The sequence below is a fragment of the Desulfovibrio biadhensis genome, assembly GCF_055388615.1.
The window spans coordinates 4,723,183-4,745,085 of record NZ_AP042477.1; the positions used below are offsets into that span (position 1 = coordinate 4,723,183).

At 47.8% G+C, this 21,903-nt stretch carries 14 protein-coding genes and 1 pseudogene; 9 read left to right on the forward strand and 6 right to left on the reverse strand.

Going from position 1 to position 21,903, the window contains the following annotated elements; translation table 11 throughout:
• Positions 1–2: 2 nt before the first annotated feature.
• Positions 3–1,775, forward strand: coding sequence for a UvrD-helicase domain-containing protein (locus ACZ5EH_RS20480; protein ID WP_464275717.1), 1,773 nt, complete (start codon positions 3–5; stop codon positions 1,773–1,775).
• A 224-nt stretch (positions 1,776–1,999) separates the two neighbouring features.
• Here ACZ5EH_RS20480 and ACZ5EH_RS20485 read toward each other — a convergent pair.
• Positions 2,000–3,096 (reverse strand): IS3 family transposase gene (locus ACZ5EH_RS20485; RefSeq protein WP_464275718.1). Its coding sequence is split into 2 segments (ribosomal slippage): positions 2,000–2,844 and positions 2,844–3,096, totalling 1,098 coding nucleotides; the frame shifts between segments, so codons are not numbered across the junction.
• Positions 3,097–3,154: 58 nt separating this feature from the next.
• On the opposite strand from ACZ5EH_RS20485, the gene ACZ5EH_RS20490 reads away from it, so the two are divergent.
• From ACZ5EH_RS20490 to ACZ5EH_RS20525, 8 genes are all read left to right on the forward strand, one after another.
• Positions 3,155–4,387, forward strand: a complete 1,233-nt coding sequence (locus ACZ5EH_RS20490; RefSeq protein WP_464275719.1) for an RHS repeat domain-containing protein — start codon at positions 3,155–3,157, stop codon at positions 4,385–4,387.
• Positions 4,384–4,770 carry a hypothetical protein gene (locus ACZ5EH_RS20495; RefSeq protein ID WP_464275720.1) on the forward strand — a complete coding sequence of 129 codons (387 nt, stop codon included), beginning with the start codon at positions 4,384–4,386 and terminating at the stop codon, positions 4,768–4,770. Before ACZ5EH_RS20490 ends, ACZ5EH_RS20495 begins: the two co-directional genes overlap by 4 nt.
• 323 nt (positions 4,771–5,093) lie before the next feature.
• On the forward strand, positions 5,094–6,602 hold the full coding sequence (locus tag ACZ5EH_RS20500) for an RHS repeat domain-containing protein (protein WP_464275721.1): 1,509 nt from the start codon (positions 5,094–5,096) through the stop codon (positions 6,600–6,602).
• A gap of 506 nt (positions 6,603–7,108) precedes the next feature.
• Positions 7,109–8,350 carry an RHS repeat domain-containing protein gene (locus tag ACZ5EH_RS20505; protein WP_464275722.1) on the forward strand — a complete coding sequence of 414 codons (1,242 nt, stop codon included), beginning with the start codon at positions 7,109–7,111 and terminating at the stop codon, positions 8,348–8,350.
• Positions 8,351–8,856: 506 nt separating this feature from the next.
• The gene (locus tag ACZ5EH_RS20510) at positions 8,857–10,731 is read left to right on the forward strand and encodes an RHS repeat domain-containing protein (protein ID WP_464275723.1); all 1,875 of its coding nucleotides are present in this window, start codon (positions 8,857–8,859) and stop codon (positions 10,729–10,731) included.
• A gap of 606 nt (positions 10,732–11,337) precedes the next feature.
• Complete coding sequence (locus ACZ5EH_RS20515; protein WP_464275724.1) at positions 11,338–12,882, forward strand: RHS repeat-associated core domain-containing protein; 1,545 nt, start codon at positions 11,338–11,340, stop codon at positions 12,880–12,882.
• Positions 12,883–13,412: 530 nt separating this feature from the next.
• On the forward strand, positions 13,413–13,970 hold the full coding sequence (locus ACZ5EH_RS20520; RefSeq protein WP_464278355.1) for a hypothetical protein: 558 nt from the start codon (positions 13,413–13,415) through the stop codon (positions 13,968–13,970).
• An 18-nt stretch (positions 13,971–13,988) separates the two neighbouring features.
• Positions 13,989–14,312 carry an RHS repeat domain-containing protein gene (locus ACZ5EH_RS20525; protein WP_464275725.1) on the forward strand — a complete coding sequence of 108 codons (324 nt, stop codon included), beginning with the start codon at positions 13,989–13,991 and terminating at the stop codon, positions 14,310–14,312.
• Here the strand turns inward: ACZ5EH_RS20525 and ACZ5EH_RS20530 are convergent.
• The 5 genes and pseudogenes from ACZ5EH_RS20530 to ACZ5EH_RS20550 all read right to left on the reverse strand — a co-directional run.
• Positions 14,296–15,405: pseudogene (locus tag ACZ5EH_RS20530) on the reverse strand (transposase); the annotation flags it as partial. The gene ACZ5EH_RS20525 and the pseudogene ACZ5EH_RS20530 sit on opposite strands and share 17 nt — an antisense overlap.
• Entirely contained in the window at positions 15,306–15,812 is a 507-nt protein-coding gene (locus ACZ5EH_RS20535; protein WP_464275726.1) for a hypothetical protein, read from the reverse strand. The gene ACZ5EH_RS20535 and the pseudogene ACZ5EH_RS20530, both read right to left, overlap by 100 nt.
• A 921-nt stretch (positions 15,813–16,733) precedes the next feature.
• Positions 16,734–18,566: an RHS repeat domain-containing protein gene (locus ACZ5EH_RS20540; protein ID WP_464275727.1), complete on the reverse strand. Its 1,833-nt coding sequence runs from the start codon at positions 18,564–18,566 to the stop codon at positions 16,734–16,736.
• A 506-nt stretch (positions 18,567–19,072) separates the two neighbouring features.
• Positions 19,073–20,314, reverse strand: coding sequence for an RHS repeat domain-containing protein (locus ACZ5EH_RS20545; RefSeq protein ID WP_464275722.1), 1,242 nt, complete (start codon positions 20,312–20,314; stop codon positions 19,073–19,075).
• Positions 20,315–20,820: 506 nt separating this feature from the next.
• A complete protein-coding gene (locus ACZ5EH_RS20550; RefSeq protein ID WP_464278338.1) occupies positions 20,821–21,801 on the reverse strand; it encodes an RHS repeat domain-containing protein in 981 nt (326 codons plus the stop codon).
• Between the last annotated feature and the right edge of the window lie 102 nt (positions 21,802–21,903).

Genomic DNA, 21,903 nt, shown 5'->3' on the forward strand with positions numbered 1-21,903 from the left:
CGATGCCTATAGAATATTCACGCAATAATCCGGCAGAAGAGGCCTCCTACACAGCTTTTCAAGAAGTGTGTGAGTGTATTGATAATAATAGATGTTTTGAACTTAGAGCAGGGGCAGGAGCGGGTAAAACTTTTACATTAGGCAATGCGCTAAAACACATTATTGAAGAAAAAGGAAGAAAACTTCTTCAGCGAAATCAGAGAGTCGCATGCATTACATATACTAATGTGGCCAAAGATGAAATTAGCAGTCGAATTGACAATCATCCGGCTGTAATTACGGAAACAATCCATTCTTTTTGCTGGATGATGATAAAAGATTTTCAGATTAAACTCAGGTCTTTAGTTCCCGAACTATCAGATAGATGGAAAGAGCGCATTGTGGATAAGGAGTTGGATGATTTAGGGGCACGTAAAGTTGTATATACTGAAGGCCATCCATATATCTCTGAAGATGAAGTTTCATTGCATCATAATGATATTCCTTCCTTAATGGTGAGCTTGATGACTATACCAAAATTTCAAAGCATTTTATACAACCGCTTTCCTGTAGTTTTTATTGATGAATACCAGGATACAAACAAAGACTTTGCATCTGCATTACTCGAATATTTTATTGAACCTAACTTGCCTATACTTGTAGGATTTTTTGGCGATCCGTGGCAAAAAATTTATGGTGATGGGTATGGTGAAATTGCTTCTGGTTCCATTGAGACGATTGGGCTAGGCTCAAATTTTCGTTCAGCGCCAGTTATTATAAATGGATTAAATTTAATTCGACCTGAGCTACCACAGGACCCCAAAGACCCAGAGGAACGTGGTGAGATTGTAATTGTCGATACTAATCCTTGGGTAGGTACTAGGCGCAGAGGAGGTCATTGGGCAGGTGATCTGCCAGTAGAAGAGGCGCACCAAGCATTAAAAGAAACGCAAGCTTATCTAGGCGAGAATGGTTGGGATTTTGATTCTAAGAATACCAAAATTTTAATGCTTACTCATAACGTTCTTGCTTCTGAGCAAGGCTATTCAGACTTAATCGCTGCTTTTCGTGGGCAAAATGATGGATTGATCAAATTGGAACACCCTCATGTTGAGTTTTTTATCAATACACTTGAACCAGCTATTTTAGCGTATTCAAATAGAAAATTTGGACAGATGTTTGATGTTTTGCGAAACAAATCAATACCATCTCTTCGTAATAATGCTGATAAAATTCTCTGGACAGAAGAATGGAATAGATTTGCTGCCTTTGGCGATGGAGAAGATGCGACCATAGGTGAAGTCATAGCTTTTATTAATGAAAGCCGAACGTTGTCTTTGCCTGATAAGTTACTTGAGTTAGAGCGGAAACTTGATGAGTCAAATAATGATGAAGAAATTCGTGAAAATGAATCCACAAACGTATCAATTCTTAGTCGAATTAAAGATGTCTCATATGCACAAGTAAAGGCATTTCGTCATTTTCTTGATGAAAACACTCTGTTTAGCACTAAACATGGTGTGAAAGGAGCTGAATTTGAAAATGTTCTTATCGTGCTCGGTCGTGGATGGAATCATTACAACTGGAATCAACTTCTCGAATGGGGAACATTAGAGAATGTCCCCTCTGATAAAAAAGAAGCATTTATTAGAAACCGAAACTTGTTTTATGTGGCCTGTTCTAGACCTAAAAAACGCCTCTGCCTTCTTTTTACCCAAAAATTGTCCGATGCAGCTCAATACCAACTCAACACATGGTTCCCTGAAGCAGAACGACGTGAGATTAATTTAGATTAGTCTAATCTTCTTCGCAATGTACTCTGCCACCTGAGGAACTACCGAGTTACCGAGGCATTTAAGTCTGTCTGAAGTGCCCCCTTTCTTATTGCCAATTGTAGCCTTCCCTTAAAACAGGACCAGCAAAAACTGGAGATTTCTGGCAAAAGGTTCCCATGGAGGAAGCAATGCGGAAATCTCGATTCACTGAAAGCCAGATGAAGTGCCCCCTTTCTTAGGGCCAATCATTCTGAGAGTTCTTCCCCTCTTTGGTGTGCAAACTCACTCGGGGTCAGGTAGTCCAACGAGCTATGTGGCCGCTTTCTGTTGTACCTGACCCGCCACGCCTCGATTTCGTTCTTAGCCTGCTTCAACCTCACAAACCAATGCTCGTTCAGGCATTCGTCGCGGAAGCGGCCGTTGAAACTCTCCACAAAAGCATTCTGCATCGGTTTACCCGGTTCTATGAACCTGAGTCTTACCCCGCGCTCAGCACTCCAGCGCGCCAAGCTCTTGCTTACGAATTCTGGACCGTTGTCGGTAATCAGTTCCTCGGGCAATCCCCTGCGCTCAACGATCTTATCCAGGACCCGAACGACTCGTTCACCGGGCAGAGATGTGTCCACCTCGATGGCTGGGCACACCCGGGTGTAGTCATCGACAATGTTCAATGTTCGAAAACGCCGCCCGGACTCCAAACAGTCACTCACGAAATCCATGCTCCAGCGCTGGTTGCGATATTTTGCAGGAGCAAGGGGCCTCCTTTCCCTTTTGGGAATCCGTTTCTTTCGCCGTTGTGGCACTTGCAAGCCTTCCTCTCGGTACAGCCTGTACACACGTTTGTGGTTTACCGGCTCATGCTCCCTGCGAAGCAATGCATGGAGCCGCCGGTAACCGAACCGTTTCCATTTTATGGCTAACTCACGCAACATCTGCCGAAGCAAAACATTCCGATCAGGGCGGTTCTTGTAAGCTTCAGAACTGCGGCCGATGGCGATCAGCCTGCACGCTCTGCGTTTGCTGAGTGTATACCGCTCCATGGCATAACGCACAGCTTTGCGCTTCGCGGCAGGCTTCAGAAGTTTTTTGACAGCAAATCCTCCAGGACGATCTTGTCCAGAGTTAGATCCGCAACGGCCTTGCGTAGCCGATGATTCTCTTCCTCCAGGCTTTTGAGGCGCCTGGCTTCGCTGACTTCCATGCCGCCGTATTTCGACTTCCAACGATAAAAGGTCTGCTCGCTGATCCCGTGCCTTCGGCAAACATCACCGTTGCTTTCAGCCAGCTCTGCTTCCTTCAGAATCCTGATGATCTGTTCTTCTGAAAAACGGCTCTTTCGCATGCCTGTCTCCTGACCTCTGTTTATCAGGGAAGTCTCTCAAAATACATGGTCCAGTTTTATGGGGGCAGGTCAATTCGCCTACGCATACGCCTACGATGCCTTCGGCCGTCTGACCGAAGTGCAGCTCAACGGCGCCGTGGTGGAGGCCTATACCTACGGCCCCCAAGGGGAGCGCCTGACCGAAACCAATACGCGGCGCGGCATCAGCAACCGCAACTACACGTACGACGCGGAAGACCACTTGCTGACGGCCGGAACCGCCAGCTATGTGTATAATCCGGACGGCTACCTCACCAGCAAGACCGACGCTAACGGTACGACCAATTATACCTACGCCAGCCGTGGCGAACTGAAACGCGTGGAGATGCCCTCTGGCGACGTGGTTGAATACCGCCACGACCCACTGGGGCGACGGGTTGCGAAATACCTCAATGGCGAGCTAATAGAGAAGTACTTATGGTTGGGGCGCACGCGTTTGCTTGCCACCTACGCCCCAGACGGCTCTTTGAAATGCCGCTTCGAATATGCCGACGGCCGTTTGCCTCTGGCAATGACAAGCAGCGGCGAACGCTTTTACTTGGCCTACGATCAGGTAGGGTTCCTGCGCGCTGTGACTGATGCCAATGGCGCGGTGGTAAAAACCGTGAGCTACGACTCCTTCGGCAATGTGCTGAAAGACTCAAATCCTGCACTGGAGTTACCATTTGGCTTTGCGGGCGGACTGTATGACGTCGCTACTGAATTGGTGCGTTTTGGGTACCGCGACTATGACGCAGAAGTCGGCAAATGGACGGCTAAGGATCCTATTGGATTTAACGGTGATGTGAATTTATATGGATATTGTCTGTTAGATCCTGTTAATAAAAATGATGCTGCAGGGTTACTTGATGCTGCTGTTGCTAAATACGCCGCCCCAGCCGCAGTAGCGGCCGTTGTTATTACGGCCCCAGCCTTAGCAACTGCTGCTGTAGCTGCCGCCACAGCTATTACAGCAATTTTGGCTTCCCCAACTGAGATCGCAGACGGTACTATTGAAGGGAATCAAAATCATGATCAAGAAGATTGGCACGACAACGTAGACTATGATAACTGGGGGTTCGGAAAAGAATTTTTTTATCCAAAGCAGCCTGATGAGAATAAGGAGAATCGAAAAAAAGCCGAGGATGATTGTTTCGAAGAATGTTCAAATGAACTCGGGCAGGATCCGTGTAGCCAAGGAATTCCTTTTTCAAATTGTATGAAAGAATGTATGGATGCAAAAGGTTTTAGATACCCTGGAAATAAATTATGAGTGGATCAAAAAAATATTGCGACACTTTGCTTGGAGAGGCGCTAGAGTATTTAATCCGGACATTTCAAGAAGCCAAGAAAATGGATGATCTTCCCAAGTCTCTGTATGTGACTATAGGACGCATTATTTCTGAAATATGGTCTATAAGGAATGTGTTGTACGAAATAGAACCAAGTATAAAAAGGGATTTTGTGCTTGAGTATGAAGATGACTCTCAACGATTTAAGAGACTAGATGATATTTTTAATGAGGCTGTTTTATTAGAAAAAAAAGGCGAAATTGAAGCGGCAAGGCGGTTATTTAGTGAATTACATAATAAAGCAGATTTTGGCTATTTTAAACTGCTTGCAGAAGCAGGCCTCTATCGAACAAAGCCCTATTAACGAATTTAAATCATTCCTGGCACGTATAGTGTTTTAGGAGTACCTCTAAACAAGTATTTTTCATTTTTTCCGTATTTTGATGTTGACTTTGACAATTTCATTTAAAAATATAAGTACAAATATGTACTTGTTTATTGTGTGGGATTTTGTCTTTATTACGACCTGGACCGTCGCCTGGCGCGCGTTGTCATGCCCTCCGGCCGCGAGATTGTGAATACATACGCCAATGGCGTGTTGCAGAGCGTCAGCACACCGGAAGGGCAGATCGACTATACCTATTCCTGCAGCGCAAAGGTGGAATTCATCACCAGGGGCGCTGCAGCATGTTATTCACCTACGACGGCTCGCTTATCACATCCATTACGCAAAGCGGCAGTCTGGAGCAATCGCTCGGCTTCGCATACAACAGCGATTTCGACGTCGCCATCATGGACTATGCGGATATTTCCGTGTCCTACACCTATGACGACGACGGCCTGCTCATCCAATCCGGCGATTTCACCATTGCGCGCGATGCGGACAATGGCCTGCCCCTGACTGTGGAGGATGGCACTTATGGGCAATCCCGCACGTTCTCCGCATACGGTGAACAGGCAGGGGCGAGCGTCACTGTCGGTGGAAACGTCGCCTTTTCCTGGAGTGTGGAGCGCGATGCCACCGGCCGCATCACCAGCAAGCAGGAAGTGCTTGACGGTGTTGCAAAGCTTTACGAATATACCTATGACGATCTGGTGCGGCTGACCGGTGTCACGCTGGATGGAGCGGTTGTGGAGTCGTACGCATATGGCGAAAACGGTGCGCGCAGCCTGGAGACCAACGCCCTGCGCGGGGTGGCGGACAAGGCCTACACCTACGCCGAAGACCACCGCCTGCTGAGCGCCGGCGACACCAGCTACACCTACGACGCTGACGGCTTTCTGCAGACCAAAACCACCGGCGCGGACGTCACGCAGTATGCCTATGCCTCCACGGGCGAGCTGCTTTCGGTACACCTGCCCGATGGCCGCCTGGTGGAGTATGAGAACGACGCCCTAGGCCGCCGCGTCGCCAAAAAGATCGACAGCCAGATTACGGAGAAATATCTCTGGCTGGGGCGCACACGCCTTCTGGCTGTCTTCAATGCCGACGGCTCTTTGAAATACCGCTTCAACTATGCCGATGACCGCATGCCCGTGTCCATGACGGCCGACGGCCAGACCTACTACCTGGCGTACGACCAAGTGGGCTCCCTGCGCGCCGTGACTGACGCCAATGGCCTAGTCGTGAAGGTGGTTGAATACGATTCCTTCGGCAACGTCCTGGAAGACTCGAATTCTGCGCTTGAGGTTCCCTTTGGCTTCGCTGGGGGACTGTATGATGCCGACACCGGTCTGGTGCGGTTTGGGTACCGCGACTATGACGCAAAAGTCGGCAGATGGACGGCCAAGGATCCTATTGGGTTTGGTGGGGGCGATAGTGATTTGTATGGGTATTGTGCTGGGAACCCGGTCAATTGGATTGATGAAAGCGGTTTTATGGGAAGGGTCCCAGATGGGGTACGAAATGATATTAAACAAGATTTAGGCAAGAATTTTAAATTCATTCGTGACTATCCAGACATACTAGAAAAGCTGGTAAAATCTAATTTGTGGGATGATAGAGTTAGGAGTCTACTTCTTAACGAATATTTTAAATGTATGACTTTGCTTTCCCATCCTTGTCATACTAAATGCTATGATTATATTGTATACTTTAAGAACTACTCTGTCATTTCGTCTTTTTTTGATACTTTATCGTATAATTCTCCAGAAGACATTGTTGATTCCATAACAAGGAGAATTGTGGTGCAATGAAATTGTTGATATTTGTGCATTTCGTAAATTTATCAATCGTTGCTTCAAGGGCATACGATTGTATTGCTAGTATTATTCTGCATCAAGATGAATTAGGGATCATTGCAGTGATGTTGTTGTCAACGATATTTCTTTTAGTTGCTTTTTTTGGATCAATATATCGCGTTAAAATTTTTTCGATACTTTTATCAATTCAAATTATAATATCTTCATTGTTGAAATTTATAACTATATATATTCACTTCAATGAGCAGCCTTTGTCTGTATCTTTAATATCAGTTGCCTATACATTGGTTGCTATCTTTTGCAATATTTATTTGTTCCGTTCAGTGCTTCACGAAAAAAGATGATGCGGCTGTGATCAGTCTGTACAGTGATGGTATTCACCCGACACCTCTTCATGGTGGGCGAATGATTTCGCATCCTTTCTCTCCTTTCCGTCTGGAGCACATACACTTGCGACGACAGTCTGCTTATCTTTCATCGAGCGCGACGAACAAAATGGCTTGCCCCTGGCCGTGGATGATGGCACGGCGCACATTGCCCGCGTATTCAACGGTTACGGCGAGGTCGAACGCCAGACGCTGACTGTTAACGGCATTGCCATAGGAGACATCGCCCTCACGCGCGACAATGTGGGGCGCATCACAACCAAGACCGAGACCATTGGCGCTGAGACATTCGCCTACGCATACGCCTACGATGCCTTCGGCCGTCTGACCGAAGTGCAGCTCAACGGCGCCGTGGTGGAGGCCTATACCTACGGCCCCCAAGGGGAGCGCCTGACCGAAACCAATACGCGGCGTGGCATCAGCAACCGCAACTACACGTACGATGCGGAAGACCACTTGCTGACGGCCGGAACCGCCAGCTATGTGTATAATCCGGACGGCTACCTCACCAGCAAGACCGACGCTAACGGTACGACCAATTATACCTACGCCAGCCGTGGCGAACTGAAACGCGTGGAGATGCCCTCTGGCGACGTGGTTGAATACCGCCACGACCCACTGGGGCGACGGGTTGCGAAATACCTCAATGGCGAGCTAATAGAGAAGTACTTATGGCTGGGGCGCACGCGTTTGCTTGCCACCTACGCCCCAGACGGCTCTTTGAAATACCGCTTCGAATATGCCGACGGCCGTTTGCCTGTGGCAATGACAAGCGGCGGCGAACGCTTTTACTTGGCCTACGATCAGGTAGGGTCCCTCCGCGCCGTGACAGACGCGAATGGCGCGGTGGTAAAAACCGTGAGCTACGACTCCTTCGGCAACGTCCTGGAAGACTCTAATTCTGCGCTTGAGGTGCCCTTCGGCTTCGCTGGGGGACTGTACGATGCCGACACCGGACTGGTGCGGTTTGGGTACCGCGACTATGACGCCGAGGTCGGAAGGTGGACTGCCAAAGATCCGATTGGGTTTGCAGGGGGTGATAGCGATCGGTGTGGGCATTGTGCTTGTGAACCGGTTGGAAGTATAGATATAATAGGGTTTGATGGAGTTGCTATTGATTTTGGTGGTGCATATGGATCTGGATGGAGGACTAAAACATATTCTGATGGTAAGGGTGCAGGATCTGGTTTTTATCTTGGCGTATGCCCTAATAAAGTATGTGAAGGTATGCAGTTTGGAGGTTTTATTTACCAGAATCAAGCAGATGAGATTCTCGGTGCTCATATTGGAGGAGGTGTCAATTTTTCATACTATTACGGCGATGCTCGCAACTTTTTTAAAGGTGATGCAAACTAGAAATCTTGGACTTTTATTGGCGTTTCATTTACAAAATTTAAAAATCAAAAAACAGATGAATGCACTGGGTGGGCACTTAGTTTGTTTGGCAAAGGCGTTGGATTTTCTGATGAAGAAGGGACAACGCGAGCATGGTCATCTCCTCTAAATTAAATTGTAGAGTTTGTTGTGAAGTTTAGGAATGCTATTCTATATCCAATTCTTACAGCCGGGAAAATTATTTTATTCTTTGGTATACTAGGGTTTGTAGCACATTTTTATTCTTTGAATGACAGTGAATATACAAATGATTTTAGGATTTTTGTTTTGGTCTGTTCGTTTTCTCATGTTTTCATCGGTCTTACAATTCTACTGCGTACAAAAATAGGATACTACTCTTTTAAATTTTTTTTGTATGTATATTTATTGGGTTTTCCTTTTGGGACATATATTTCTTTGAAATTTTTGAATTACATGAAGACACAAAATATTAAACAATATTTCAAATAACGATCTATTGATATTATTTGTTTAACCGTATATTTACTACGGGAAATCTGAGCACCATCACCGTGCCCGGCGCGTCGGTGCACACCTTTGGCTACAACGCCGTGGACTACAACACTCTGTACGAAGCGCCCACTGAAGCAAACGAAGCCGCTACGGAGTACCACTATTATTACGACCTGGACCGTCGCCTGGCGCGCGTTGTCATGCCCTCCGGTCGCGAGATTGTGAATACATACGCCAATGGTGTGTTGCAGAACGTCAGCACACCTGAAGGCGATATCGAATACACCTATTCCTGCAGCGCAAAGGTGGAATCCATCACCAGGGGCGCTGCAAGCATGTCATTCACCTACGACGGCTCGCTTATCACGTCCATTACGCAGAGCGGCAGTCTGGAGCAATCGCTCGGCTTCGCATACAACAGCGATTTCGACGTCGCCATCATGGACTATGCGGATATTTCCGTGTCCTACACCTATGACGACGACGGCCTGCTCATCCAGTCCGGCGATTTCACCATTGCGCGCGATGCGGACAATGGCCTGCCCCTGACTGTGGAGGATGGCACTTATGGGCAATCCCGCACGTTCTCCGCATACGGTGAACAGGCAGGGGCGAGCGTCACTGTTGGTGGAAACGCCGCCTTTTCCTGGAGTGTGGAGCGCGACGCCACCGGCCGCATCACCAGCAAGCAGGAAGTGCTTGACGGTGTTGCAAAGCTTTACGAATATACCTATGACGATCTGGGGCGGCTGACCGGTGTCACGCTGGATGGAGCGGTTGTGGAGTCGTACGCGTATGGCGAAAACGGTGCGCGCAGCCTGGAGACCAACGCCCTGCGCGGAGTGGCGGACAAAGCCTACACCTATGCCGAGGACCACCGCCTGCTGAGCGCCGGCGCCACCAGCTACACCTACGACGCTGACGGCTTTCTGCTGACCAAGGCCACCGGCTCAGACGTCACGCAGTATGCCTACGCCTCCACGGGCGAACTGCTTTCGGAACACCTGCCCGACGGGCTCCTGGTGGAGTACGAGAACGACGCCCTTGGCCGCCGCGTCGCCAAAAAGATCGACGGCCAGATTACGGAGAAATACCTCTGGCTGGGGCGCACACGTTTACTTGCCACCTACGCCCCGGACGGCTCTTTGAAAAGCCGCTTCAACTACGCCGATGACCGCATGCCCGTGTCCATGACAGCGGACGGCCAGACCTACTACCTGGCGTACGACCAAGTGGGCTCCCTGCGCGCCGTGACCGACGCGAATGGCCTAGTCGTGAAGGTGGTTGAATACGATTCCTTCGGCAATGTCTTGGAAGATACGAATCCTGCATTTGAGGTTCCCTTCGGCTTCGCCGGTGGGCTGTACGATGCCGACACCGGACTGGTGCGGTTCGGATTCAGGGATTATGACGCAGAGATCGGAAGATGGACGGCCAAAGATCCGATAGGGTTTAAAGGTGGTCTTAGTGATTTGTATGGGTATTGTGGTGGGGATCCAGTAAATTGGGTTGATGTTTCAGGAAAAAATAGAGTTGCAAAAGCACGTGAAGCTGTTAGGCCAATTATAAACAATACAAAATATCAACTCAGAGGTGTACTAAATTACTTTGGGAGGTATTTTCCTGATCAGATAGCGTTAGCAAAAACAATTGCATTCTATAAAAAACTTCCGATTTTGTTCTGTAAAAAGTGGAGAGAATGCACTAAAAATCCACTTGTTTGCCCTACAGAATGTGAAAAATGGAAATACCTATGTAGTAATTATAGCGTGATAGATGCAGTTTTTGACTCCTTTGATTATTGGAACACGGATGATGCGTTTAAAAGTTACTCTGCACGATATTCATTTGTTGAATCACAGCCAATACCATGGTTTTTGTTGTCATGATATCAAATGTAAAGAATGAGAAACGTTTTTATACTTTGCTTGCTATTGTAACAGTATCATTGTCTTTAGTTAGAGCTGTTTTCTTTCCTGTTGATACGGAAATTGTTGTGGCAATGGTTATTGTTTTTGTTATTACTGTATTGATGTCTTTTTTATATTTAAAAAATAAAATTTTTGCCGATATCTATCTATTTATTTTCTTTTTTGTTCATGATGCTATCATTCTAATTAGTATGATTATTTTGAAAAGTTTTCCGATGGCAATTTTTATTTTGTTCGTTTTTTATGGAATGATTGTGTTTCGCATAGCATGTATATTTTTTTCTAGATTGTCACAAAGTAGACATAATAGATCTCAATAATACATATGTAATTACAAATACTTATTTTATATTTATTTCTTTATTCTAGTTAGATGGTGAATGTCAGGAGGCAAACTTAACGCCCATTTGGAATTCGGCTATTAATGAGTGCACAAATTTCTTAATTTTGCAGCGCGAATTAAAAATTACACCCGCGGCCAAGCGTAGCGAGGGTGCGGGGTAGCGGCGAAGCCGCTGGAGCAGGATGTTTAAAACATACTGCTCCCAGTAATACAACGACACCATGGAGCTCGTCTCAATTGTTTATGCAGGGGGCGAGAATGCATTAGCATATGACGACGATAGTTTGCTTATCCAGTCCGGCGACTTTAGCATCGAGCGCGACGAAAAAAATGGCTTGCCCCTTGCCGTGGATGACGGCGCGGCGCGTATTGTTCGGGAATTTAATGGCTACGGCGAGGTCGAACGACAGACGCTGACTGTTAACGGCATTACCATAGGCGATATCGCCCTCACGCGCGACAATGTGGGGCGCATCACAGCCAAGACCGAGACCATTGGCGCTGAGACGTTCGCCTACGCATACGCCTACGATGCCTTCGGCCGTCTGACTAAAGTGCAACTCAACGGCGCCGTGGTGGAAGCATATACCTACGGCCCCCAAGGGGAGCGCCTGACCGAGACCAATACGCGGCGCGGCATCAGCAACCGCAACTACACGTATGATGCAGAAGACCACTTGCTGACGGCCGGAACCGCCAGCTATGCCTATAACCTGGACGGCTACCTCACCAGCAAAATCGACGCAAACGGTACGACCAATTATACCTACGCCAGCCGTGGCGAACTGAAACGCGTGGAACTGCCCTCTGGCGACGTGGTTGAATACCGCCACGACCCACTGGGGCGACGGGTTGCGAAATACCTCAATGGCGAGCTAATAGAGAAGTACTTATGGCTGGGGCGCACGCGTTTGCTTGCCACCTACGCCCCAGACGGCTCTTTGAAATACCGCTTCAACTACGCCGATGACCGCATGCCCGTGTCCATGACGGCCGACGGCCAGACCTACTACCTGGCGTACGACCAAGTGGGCTCCCTGCGCGCTGTGACTGATGCCAATGGCCAAGTCGTGAAGCTGATTGAATACGACTCCTTCGGCAACGTACTGGAAGACTCAAATCCTGCACTGGATGTGCCCTTCGGCTTCGCAGGCGGACTGTACGATGCGGACACCGGACTGGTAAGGTTTGGGTACCGCGACTATGACGCAGAGGCTGGCAGATGGACTGCCAAGGATCCTATTGGGTTTGGTGGGGGCGATAGCGATCTGTATGGGTATTGCGGTGATGAACCAGAAAATGGTGTCGATTACATCGGACTGATAACTATGTATTTTGATAGAGTTCGTGGTGTTCTTGATGTGTTGAGCAGCGACGGAACTTCCTATTACGTGTCAGCGACTTCTGGAAAAAATAAAGATGACCTACCGTGTATGAACAATCCCTCCTGTGAGGATATTCCCAATATCGGCCCAATTCCAAGAGGTACTTATATAATTAAATCATCCAATCTTAGCGATCCAGGAACAGGTGGCGATATGTCACGAAATTTAATTTTGCTTGAAGATTGGGGAGATTTTAGAATCAAAATTGAAGATAAACCATACACCAACCGCAGTGGAATGTATATTCATGGAGGTTCTTTTCCTGGCTCTGCTGGTTGCATAGACGTTGGAGGGGGTATGTTTGGTGATGATGATTCTAATAAAATCAAAAACAGCATTAAAAGTGATCCCGATGGAATTATACATCTCATCGTGAAATAAAACCAATGAAAAAGATATTGATATGGCTAATGAATGTTGTTTTACAACCTCTAATTGTAGTAGCTGGTGATTATATTTTTGATACTCTATTAAAAGGATGTCCTTTTTCAACAGAATATGGGTATATTTTTTCTTTTATAGCTCTCTTTATTGTTTCGTATTTTTTATGTAAATATATGTTTTTAAAAATGGTCTTTACTTTCATTGGATTTGTTATTTTATTCGGATTTGCAGGGTATGTCGTTCATGATCCAATAAGTCCAAAATATATATACCCTAATTTTTCTTGGCTCTATCTGACGAATACAATTATATTTACACTATTCTTTATGTGTCCGGGAAGCATTGTTTGTTTGTCCTTTAAAAGGAAAAAAAGTAAGTTATGATGTAAACCTCCCCAAGTTAGTGCCAGCCAAAAGTAGAGATTTCCTGGGGCGAATGGGCTTCGAGGTACTCGGCTGGCGTCAGGTCGCCAAGTGATTCGTGGTGTTGATGGGCTTCGGCCTCCAAAGAGAAAATAGGGATCAGATATGACCATATGTTGTTCACAGCTTAGACGCATTCGAAGTACAATTAGAAAGATTCGAGGTGATTGTTTAGCTAAACATCATGATACACAACACCCATCTGTTTCTTACATACTTAAATTGATGGATGCGGCCGACAACCAAAGTGACTACCAAATATATAGGGAACTTTTAAAGGAAGAATTTTTAAGATGTGGACTTCTAGAGAACCTCGAGGAGATGCAGTGGGATACTATTGAAGAGAAACCTGACGAGCCCATGGCCTGGGCTATCCTTGCTGATTTTTATTTATTTCACCAGAACAATCCAATCAAAGCTACTAAGATAGCAGATGTTGCAAGATGCCTTGCTTTAGAAAAACAGCGGTTTATTATTCACACGCACAATATACAAGGAAGAATAGCAAAGGCGCTTGGTAACTATAATGAGCTAGAAGAAGTTCTTAGATTTTTAGTTTCCTATTCGCCGAACAATAATAAGATGGATTGCAACTTTGAAGATGATTTTATTAAAAATATTCCTCGTGATTCTGTAGATCCCAAGAATATTAAAATAAATTGAGCTGAAACAACGAGATGGTTGTTTTTTGGCAACCGCATCGAGATCCACCGTGCGGCCGATGGCACACCAACCGCCATCATTTCGCCGGACGGTATTGAAACGGCCCTCACGTGCGATGCGACCGGCAATCTCACGGCCATCACCTATCCGGAAGGGCAGGTCTACGCCTTCACCTACGACGCCACCGGCCTGCTCACCGCCTTCACCGATCCCAAGGGCAGCGACTACACCTATACATACAACGAGTACGGCCATGTAACCGACGCCTACGATCCGGCCGGCGGGCACTGGCAATGTAAACCTCCCTGTAAACCTCCCCAAGTTAGTGCCAGCCAAAAGTAGAGATTTCCTGGGGTGAATGGGCTTCGAGGTACTCGGCTGGCGTCAGGTCGCCAAGTGATTCGTGGGGCCGTTCCTCGTTGTACTCCTTGATCCAGTTCTCCGTGATGTCCTTGACCTCAGTCAAAGTGCGAAAGAGATAAAAATCAAGCACTTCATTGCGGTACGTCTTGTTGAAGCGCTCGACGTACGAATTCTGCGTCGGCTTGCCCGGCTGTATGAACTCCAGGTCCACGCCATGGATTTCCGCCCAATTGGCCATGGTCACCGAGACCAGTTCCGGTCCGTTATCCATACGAATCCGTTCGGGAAGCCCACGCCAGGCAACAATGCGGTCGAGCACTCGCGTCACCCGCGCCGCCGGCAGGTTTGTATCCACCTCGATGGCCAGGCACTCCCGGCTGAAGTCGTCCAGCACGTTGAAGGTCCGGAATCGCTGCCCGCTCATGAGGGCGTCGTGCATGAAGTCCAGCGACCAGCACACATTCGCCTCGGGTGGCACGGCCAACGGTTGCGGATTCCTTGAAGGCAACCGCTTCTTGCCCTTGCGGCGCAGATTCAGCTTCAACAGGCAGTATACGCGGTAGACCCGTTTGTGGTTCCAGCGATAGCCGTGCCGGCGAACGACAGCGAAGAGCTTGCCGAAGCCGTAGCGCGGATAGCGTTCGGCCAGCTTGAGCAGTGCTTCGATCACGGGCGCGTCATCCCGCGGCGTAGGCTGATAGCCGTAGACGGTCCGACTCAGACGCACTGCGGCGCATGACTGCCCTGATACTCAGACCGTGTTCATGACGCATATGATCGATCAGGTCGCGCTTCTCAGCCGGCCTTAAATCTTTTTTGCGATAACGTCCTTGAGCGCCTCGTTTTCCAGGCTTAAGTTCGCGAACATGCGCTTGAGCTTGCGGTTCTCCTCTTCGAGCTCCTTGAGGCGCCGGATATCCGAGGCGTCAATGCCTCCGTACTTGGACTTCCAGCTGTAGTAGGTCGCTTGGCTCACGCCGTATTCGCGGCAGACATCAGCAACTTTGCGACCGCCTTCGACTTCCTTGAGAATCTTGAGGATCTGGCTTTCAGTGAATCGAGATTTCCGCATTGCTTCCTCCATGGGAACCTTTTGCCAGAAATCTCCAGTTTTTGCTGGTCCTGTTTTAAGGGAAGGCTACAATTGGCGTAGTTGAAGCGGGATTTCAAAGAGCCGTCGGCATTGAAGACAGCCAGGAGGCGCGTGCGCCCCAGCCATAAATACTTTTCAACAATAGTTCCGTCGATCTTTTTGGCGACGCGGCGGCCTAGGGCGTCGTTCTCATACTCCACCAGGCGGCCGTCGGGCAGGTGTACCGAAAGCAGCTCGCCCGTGGAAGCGTAGGCATACTGCGTGACGTCCGCGCCGGTGGTTTTGCTTTGCAGGAAGCCGTCAGCGTCGTAGGTGTAGCTGGTGGCGCCGGCGCTCAGCAGGCGGTGGTCTTCGGCGTAGGCGTAGGCTTTGTCCGCATCGCGCATAATGGTGTAAAAGCCGCTAGCTCCCACTCTCGCGATGCTCGACCACGGATACAATTGTTAATTTGTGCTGCAAAACAACAATCATTTAATAGCCGAATGCCAAATGGGCGTTGAGCCCCCCCCTGATCCCTGTCAGAGGGGGCCCCCACTAACAGGGGGCGCAAGAGCGGCGTAGCTCGTAAACATGTCTACCTGAAAAACGTCGCTAAGTGGTCCGAAGAATCGAGGGCAATTCTTTGTGTCAGGAAAATCATTTTGCTATATTCTATAAACGAAAAATAGACTCATATCTTTTTCATGCTGAAGTATTTATATAATAAGACTATAAGCAATATACACATGCAACATCAATGTTTATTTTCTTGTCAAAATTACACAAAAACATACTATCTACCCCCCTTGCTAAATAAATGCATATTGTCGAGTCATACTTCCCATTGCAGTACAAAATAAAATCATCACACAAATTTAACGATTTAATATTGTAATAAAACTTCTGTAACAAAATATGAGCCAAGTAATACTGTACTACTGGATTTCTACTGCAGTCCCTAAGATGAACATGATTGTTTAATCCCTGAGCATTCCAAGCACCATATTCTCTGATAAGATCAACATAATAATCCGAAGTGTTGTCGCATTGCGATACTAGAAAAACACAATCATTTATAACTATTAATTTCAAATTAATTATATCAAGAAAATAAGAAAGTTCGTATTCCCCAAGAATATCTTTTAAAAATAAAAACTGAGTAACGGATTCAATATCATATTGCGTAAGTCTTTCCTTGCTGTACCACAATTCTTCATAATTATGAAATTCTTGCTTATTACATAAATTAAAATCCTTTAATGTCTTTAATACTATTTTCTTCGGAATTAACTTTCTTTGCTCTCTAAGTTGTATCATCATATGAACCTTTATGAAATTGGTTTTCCTGAAGAATTTCTTGGTGAATTAGTGTCTATCTTCATGTTCGGAGGATTTTCATTAATATGATGCAGTTGAAATTCAAAGATAACAAGAGGAGCAAGCCCTCTTACTATTTCTTCAGCAACGCCAGCACGACATGCTTTTACATAGGCCTTAGTTCTTTTTAATTTTTTAATTTCTGTTTTACTCAATTCTGGAGGTGTACGAGTGCCATGCTTGATTGGCCGCAACGTCTTTGCATCATATCGGTCATTTCCTCTTTGAAAATGCGGTCCTCCGTGATCATACTGATCAAGCCTCCATCCTTCAAAGCCGCTATAATCAATGTTATTAACCGGATCCCCACCACAATACCCATATAGATCACTATCGCCTCCATCAAATCCTATCGGATCCTTTGCCGTCCATCTGCCAACCTCTGCGTCATAGTCCCTGAACCCAAACCGCACCAGTCCGGTGTCGGCATCGTACTGCCCGCCCGCGAAGCCGAAGGGCACATCCAGTGCAGGATTCTTATCTTCCAAGACATTGCCGAAGGAGTCGTATTCAATAACCTTCACGACTAGGCCATTGGCGTCAGTCACGGCGCGCAGGGAGCCCACTTGGTCGTACGCCAGGTAGTAAGTCTGACCGTCCGCTGTCATGGACACGGGCATGCGGTCATCGGCGTAGTTGAAGCGGGATTTCAAAGAGCCGTCGGCATTGAAGACAGCCAGGAGGCGCGTGCGCCCCAGCCATAAATACTTTTCAACAATAGTTCCGTCGATCTTTTTGGCGGCGCGGCGGCCAAGGGCGTCGTTCTCGTATTCCACCAGGCGGCCGTCGGGCAGGTGCACCGAGAGCAGCTCGCCCGTGGAGGCATAGGCATACTGCGTAACATCCGAGCCGGTGGTCTTGGTCAGCAGAAAGCCGTCAGCGTCGTAGGTGTAGCTGGTGTCGCCGGCGCTCAGCAGGCGGTGGTCTTCGGCATAGGTGTAGGCCTTGTCCGCCACCCCGCGCAGGGCGTTGGTCTCCAGGCTACGCGCACCGTTTTCGCCATACGCGTACGACTCCACAACCGCTCCATCCAGCGTGACACCGGTCAGCCGCCCCAGATCGTCATAGGTATATTCGTAAAGCTTTGCAACACCGTCAAGCACTTCCTGCTTGCTGGTGATGCGGCCGGTGGCGTCGCGCTCCACACTCCAGGAAAAGGCGGCGTTTCCACCAACAGTGACGCTCGCCCCTGCCTGTTCACCGTATGCGGAGAACGTGCGGGATTGCCCATAAGTGCCATCCTCCACAGTCAGGGGCAGGCCATTGTCCGCATCGCGCGCAATGGTGAAATCGCCGGACTGGATGAGCAGGCCGTCGTCGTCATAGGTGTAGGACACGGAAATATCCGCATAGTCCATGATGGCGACGTCGAAATCGCTGTTGTATGCGAAGCCGAGCGATTGCTCCAGACTGCCGCTCTGCGTAATGGACGTGATAAGCGAGCCGTCGTAGGTGAATGACATGCTTGCAGCGCCCCTGGTGATGGATTCCACCTTTGCGCTGCAGGAATAGGTGTATTCGATATCGCCTTCAGGTGTGCTGACGTTCTGCAACACACCATTGGCGTATGTATTCACAATCTCGCGACCGGAGGGCATGACAACGCGCGCCAGGCGACGGTCCAGGTCGTAATAATAGTGGTACTCCGTAGCGGCTTCGTTTGCTTCAGTGGGCGCTTCGTACAGAGTGTTGTAGTCCACGGCGTTGTAGCCAAAGGTGTGCACCGACGCGCCGGGCACGGTGATGGTGCTCAGATTTCCCGTAGTAAATATACGGTTAAACAAATAATATCAATAGATCGTTATTTGAAATATTGTTTAATATTTTGTGTCTTCATGTAATTCAAAAATTTCAAAGAAATATATGTCCCAAAAGGAAAACCCAATAAATATACATACAAAAAAAATTTAAAAGAGTAGTATCCTATTTTTGTACGCAGTAGAATTGTAAGACCGATGAAAACATGAGAAAACGAACAGACCAAAACAAAAATCCTAAAATCATTTGTATATTCACTGTCATTCAAAGAATAAAAATGTGCTACAAACCCTAGTATACCAAAGAATAAAATAATTTTCCCGGCTGTAAGAATTGGATATAGAATAGCATTCCTAAACTTCACAACAAACTCTACAATTTAATTTAGAGGAGATGACCATGCTCGCGTTGTCCCTTCTTCATCAGAAAATCCAACGCCTTTGCCAAACAAACTAAGTGCCCACCCAGTGCATTCATCTGTTTTTTGATTTTTAAATTTTGTAAATGAAACGCCAATAAAAGTCCAAGATTTCTAGTTTGCATCACCTTTAAAAAAGTTGCGAGCATCGCCGTAATAGTATGAAAAATTGACACCTCCTCCAATATGAGCACCGAGAATCTCATCTGCTTGATTCTGGTAAATAAAACCTCCAAACTGCATACCTTCACATACTTTATTAGGGCATACGCCAAGATAAAAACCAGATCCTGCACCCTTACCATCAGAATATGTTTTAGTCCTCCATCCAGATCCATATGCACCACCAAAATCAATAGCAACTCCATCAAACCCTATTATATCTATACTTCCAACCGGTTCACAAGCACAATGCCCACACCGATCGCTATCACCCCCTGCAAACCCAATCGGATCTTTGGCAGTCCACCTTCCGACCTCGGCGTCATAGTCGCGGTACCCAAACCGCACCAGTCCGGTGTCGGCATCGTACAGTCCCCCAGCGAAGCCGAAGGGCACCTCAAGCGCAGAATTAGAGTCTTCCAGGACGTTGCCGAAGGAGTCGTAGCTCACGGTTTTTACCACCGCGCCATTCGCGTCTGTCACGGCGCGGAGGGACCCTACCTGATCGTAGGCCAAGTAAAAGCGTTCGCCGCCGCTTGTCATTGCCACAGGCAAACGGCCGTCGGCATATTCGAAGCGGTATTTCAAAGAGCCGTCTGGGGCGTAGGTGGCAAGCAAACGCGTGCGCCCCAGCCATAAGTACTTCTCTATTAGCTCGCCATTGAGGTATTTCGCAACCCGTCGCCCCAGTGGGTCGTGGCGGTATTCAACCACGTCGCCAGAGGGCATCTCCACGCGTTTCAGTTCGCCACGGCTGGCGTAGGTATAATTGGTCGTACCGTTAGCGTCGGTCTTGCTGGTGAGGTAGCCGTCCGGATTATACACATAGCTGGCGGTTCCGGCCGTCAGCAAGTGGTCTTCCGCATCGTACGTGTAGTTGCGGTTGCTGATGCCACGCCGCGTATTGGTTTCGGTCAGGCGCTCCCCTTGGGGGCCGTAGGTATAGGCCTCCACCACGGCGCCGTTGAGCTGCACTTCGGTCAGACGGCCGAAGGCATCGTAGGCGTATGCGTAGGCGAATGTCTCAGCGCCAATGGTCTCGGTCTTGGTTGTGATGCGCCCCACATTGTCGCGCGTGAGGGCGATGTCTCCTATGGCAATGCCGTTAACAGTCAGCGTCTGGCGTTCGACCTCGCCGTAACCGTTGAATACGCGGGCAATGTGCGCCGTGCCATCATCCACGGCCAGGGGCAAGCCATTTTGTTCGTCGCGCTCGATGAAAGATAAGCAGACTGTCGTCGCAAGTGTATGTGCTCCAGACGGAAAGGAGAGAAAGGATGCGAAATCATTCGCCCACCATGAAGAGGTGTCGGGTGAATACCATCACTGTACAGACTGATCACAGCCGCATCATCTTTTTTCGTGAAGCACTGAACGGAACAAATAAATATTGCAAAAGATAGCAACCAATGTATAGGCAACTGATATTAAAGATACAGACAAAGGCTGCTCATTGAAGTGAATATATATAGTTATAAATTTCAACAATGAAGATATTATAATTTGAATTGATAAAAGTATCGAAAAAATTTTAACGCGATATATTGATCCAAAAAAAGCAACTAAAAGAAATATCGTTGACAACAACATCACTGCAATGATCCCTAATTCATCTTGATGCAGAATAATACTAGCAATACAATCGTATGCCCTTGAAGCAACGATTGATAAATTTACGAAATGCACAAATATCAACAATTTCATTGCACCACAATTCTCCTTGTTATGGAATCAACAATGTCTTCTGGAGAATTATACGATAAAGTATCAAAAAAAGACGAAATGACAGAGTAGTTCTTAAAGTATACAATATAATCATAGCATTTAGTATGACAAGGATGGGAAAGCAAAGTCATACATTTAAAATATTCGTTAAGAAGTAGACTCCTAACTCTATCATCCCACAAATTAGATTTTACCAGCTTTTCTAGTATGTCTGGATAGTCACGAATGAATTTAAAATTCTTGCCTAAATCTTGTTTAATATCATTTCGTACCCCATCTGGGACCCTTCCCATAAAACCGCTTTCATCAATCCAATTGACCGGGTTCCCAGCACAATACCCATACAAATCACTATCGCCCCCACCAAACCCAATAGGATCCTTGGCCGTCCATCTGCCGACTTTTGCGTCATAGTCGCGGTACCCAAACCGCACCAGACCGGTGTCGGCATCATACAGTCCCCCAGCGAAGCCAAAGGGAACCTCAAGCGCAGAATTCGAGTCTTCCAGGACGTTGCCGAAGGAATCGTATTCAACCACCTTCACGACTAGGCCATTGGCGTCAGTCACGGCGCGCAGGGAGCCCACTTGGTCGTACGCCAGGTAGTAGGTCTGGCCGTCGGCCGTCATGGACACGGGCATGCGGTCATCGGCATAGTTGAAGCGGTATTTCAAAGAGCCGTCGGCATTGAAGACAGCCAGAAGGCGTGTGCGCCCCAGCCATAAATAATACTCCGTAATCTGGCCGTTGATCTTTTTGGCGACGCGGCGGCCAAGGGCGTCATTCTCGTACTCCACCAGGCGGCCGTCGGGCAGGTGCACAGAGAGCAGCTCGCCCGTGGAGGCGTAGGCATACTGCGTGACGTCCGAGCCGGTAGTCTTGGCCAGCAGGAAGCCGTCAGCGTCGTAGGCACTGTCGCCCTCCACGTCGAGGTAGGTGACGGCGCTTTCGGTCACGCTGGCCAAGCCGCTTTCCGTGGAGGCCCACGTCGCACCACGTAAGGCTGACGGTATTCGGGATCGAAGGCATAATCCACGTCCAGTGGCGGAGTGCCAAGT

What these genes read in the sequence shown, in the direction of transcription:
- ACZ5EH_RS20480 (WP_464275717.1), top strand. Translation starts at nt 3, where the DNA reads ATGCCTATAGAATATTCACGCAATAATCCGGCAGAAGAGGCCTCCTAC.
- ACZ5EH_RS20490 (WP_464275719.1), top strand. Translation starts at nt 3,155, where the DNA reads ATGGGGGCAGGTCAATTCGCCTACGCATACGCCTACGATGCCTTCGGC.
- ACZ5EH_RS20495 (WP_464275720.1), top strand. Translation starts at nt 4,384, where the DNA reads ATGAGTGGATCAAAAAAATATTGCGACACTTTGCTTGGAGAGGCGCTA.
- ACZ5EH_RS20500 (WP_464275721.1), top strand. Translation starts at nt 5,094, where the DNA reads ATGTTATTCACCTACGACGGCTCGCTTATCACATCCATTACGCAAAGC.
- ACZ5EH_RS20515 (WP_464275724.1), top strand. Translation starts at nt 11,338, where the DNA reads ATGGAGCTCGTCTCAATTGTTTATGCAGGGGGCGAGAATGCATTAGCA.
- ACZ5EH_RS20520 (WP_464278355.1), top strand. Translation starts at nt 13,413, where the DNA reads ATGACCATATGTTGTTCACAGCTTAGACGCATTCGAAGTACAATTAGA.
- ACZ5EH_RS20535 (WP_464275726.1), bottom strand. Translation starts at nt 15,812, where the DNA reads ATGCGCGATGCGGACAAAGCCTACGCCTACGCCGAAGACCACCGCCTG.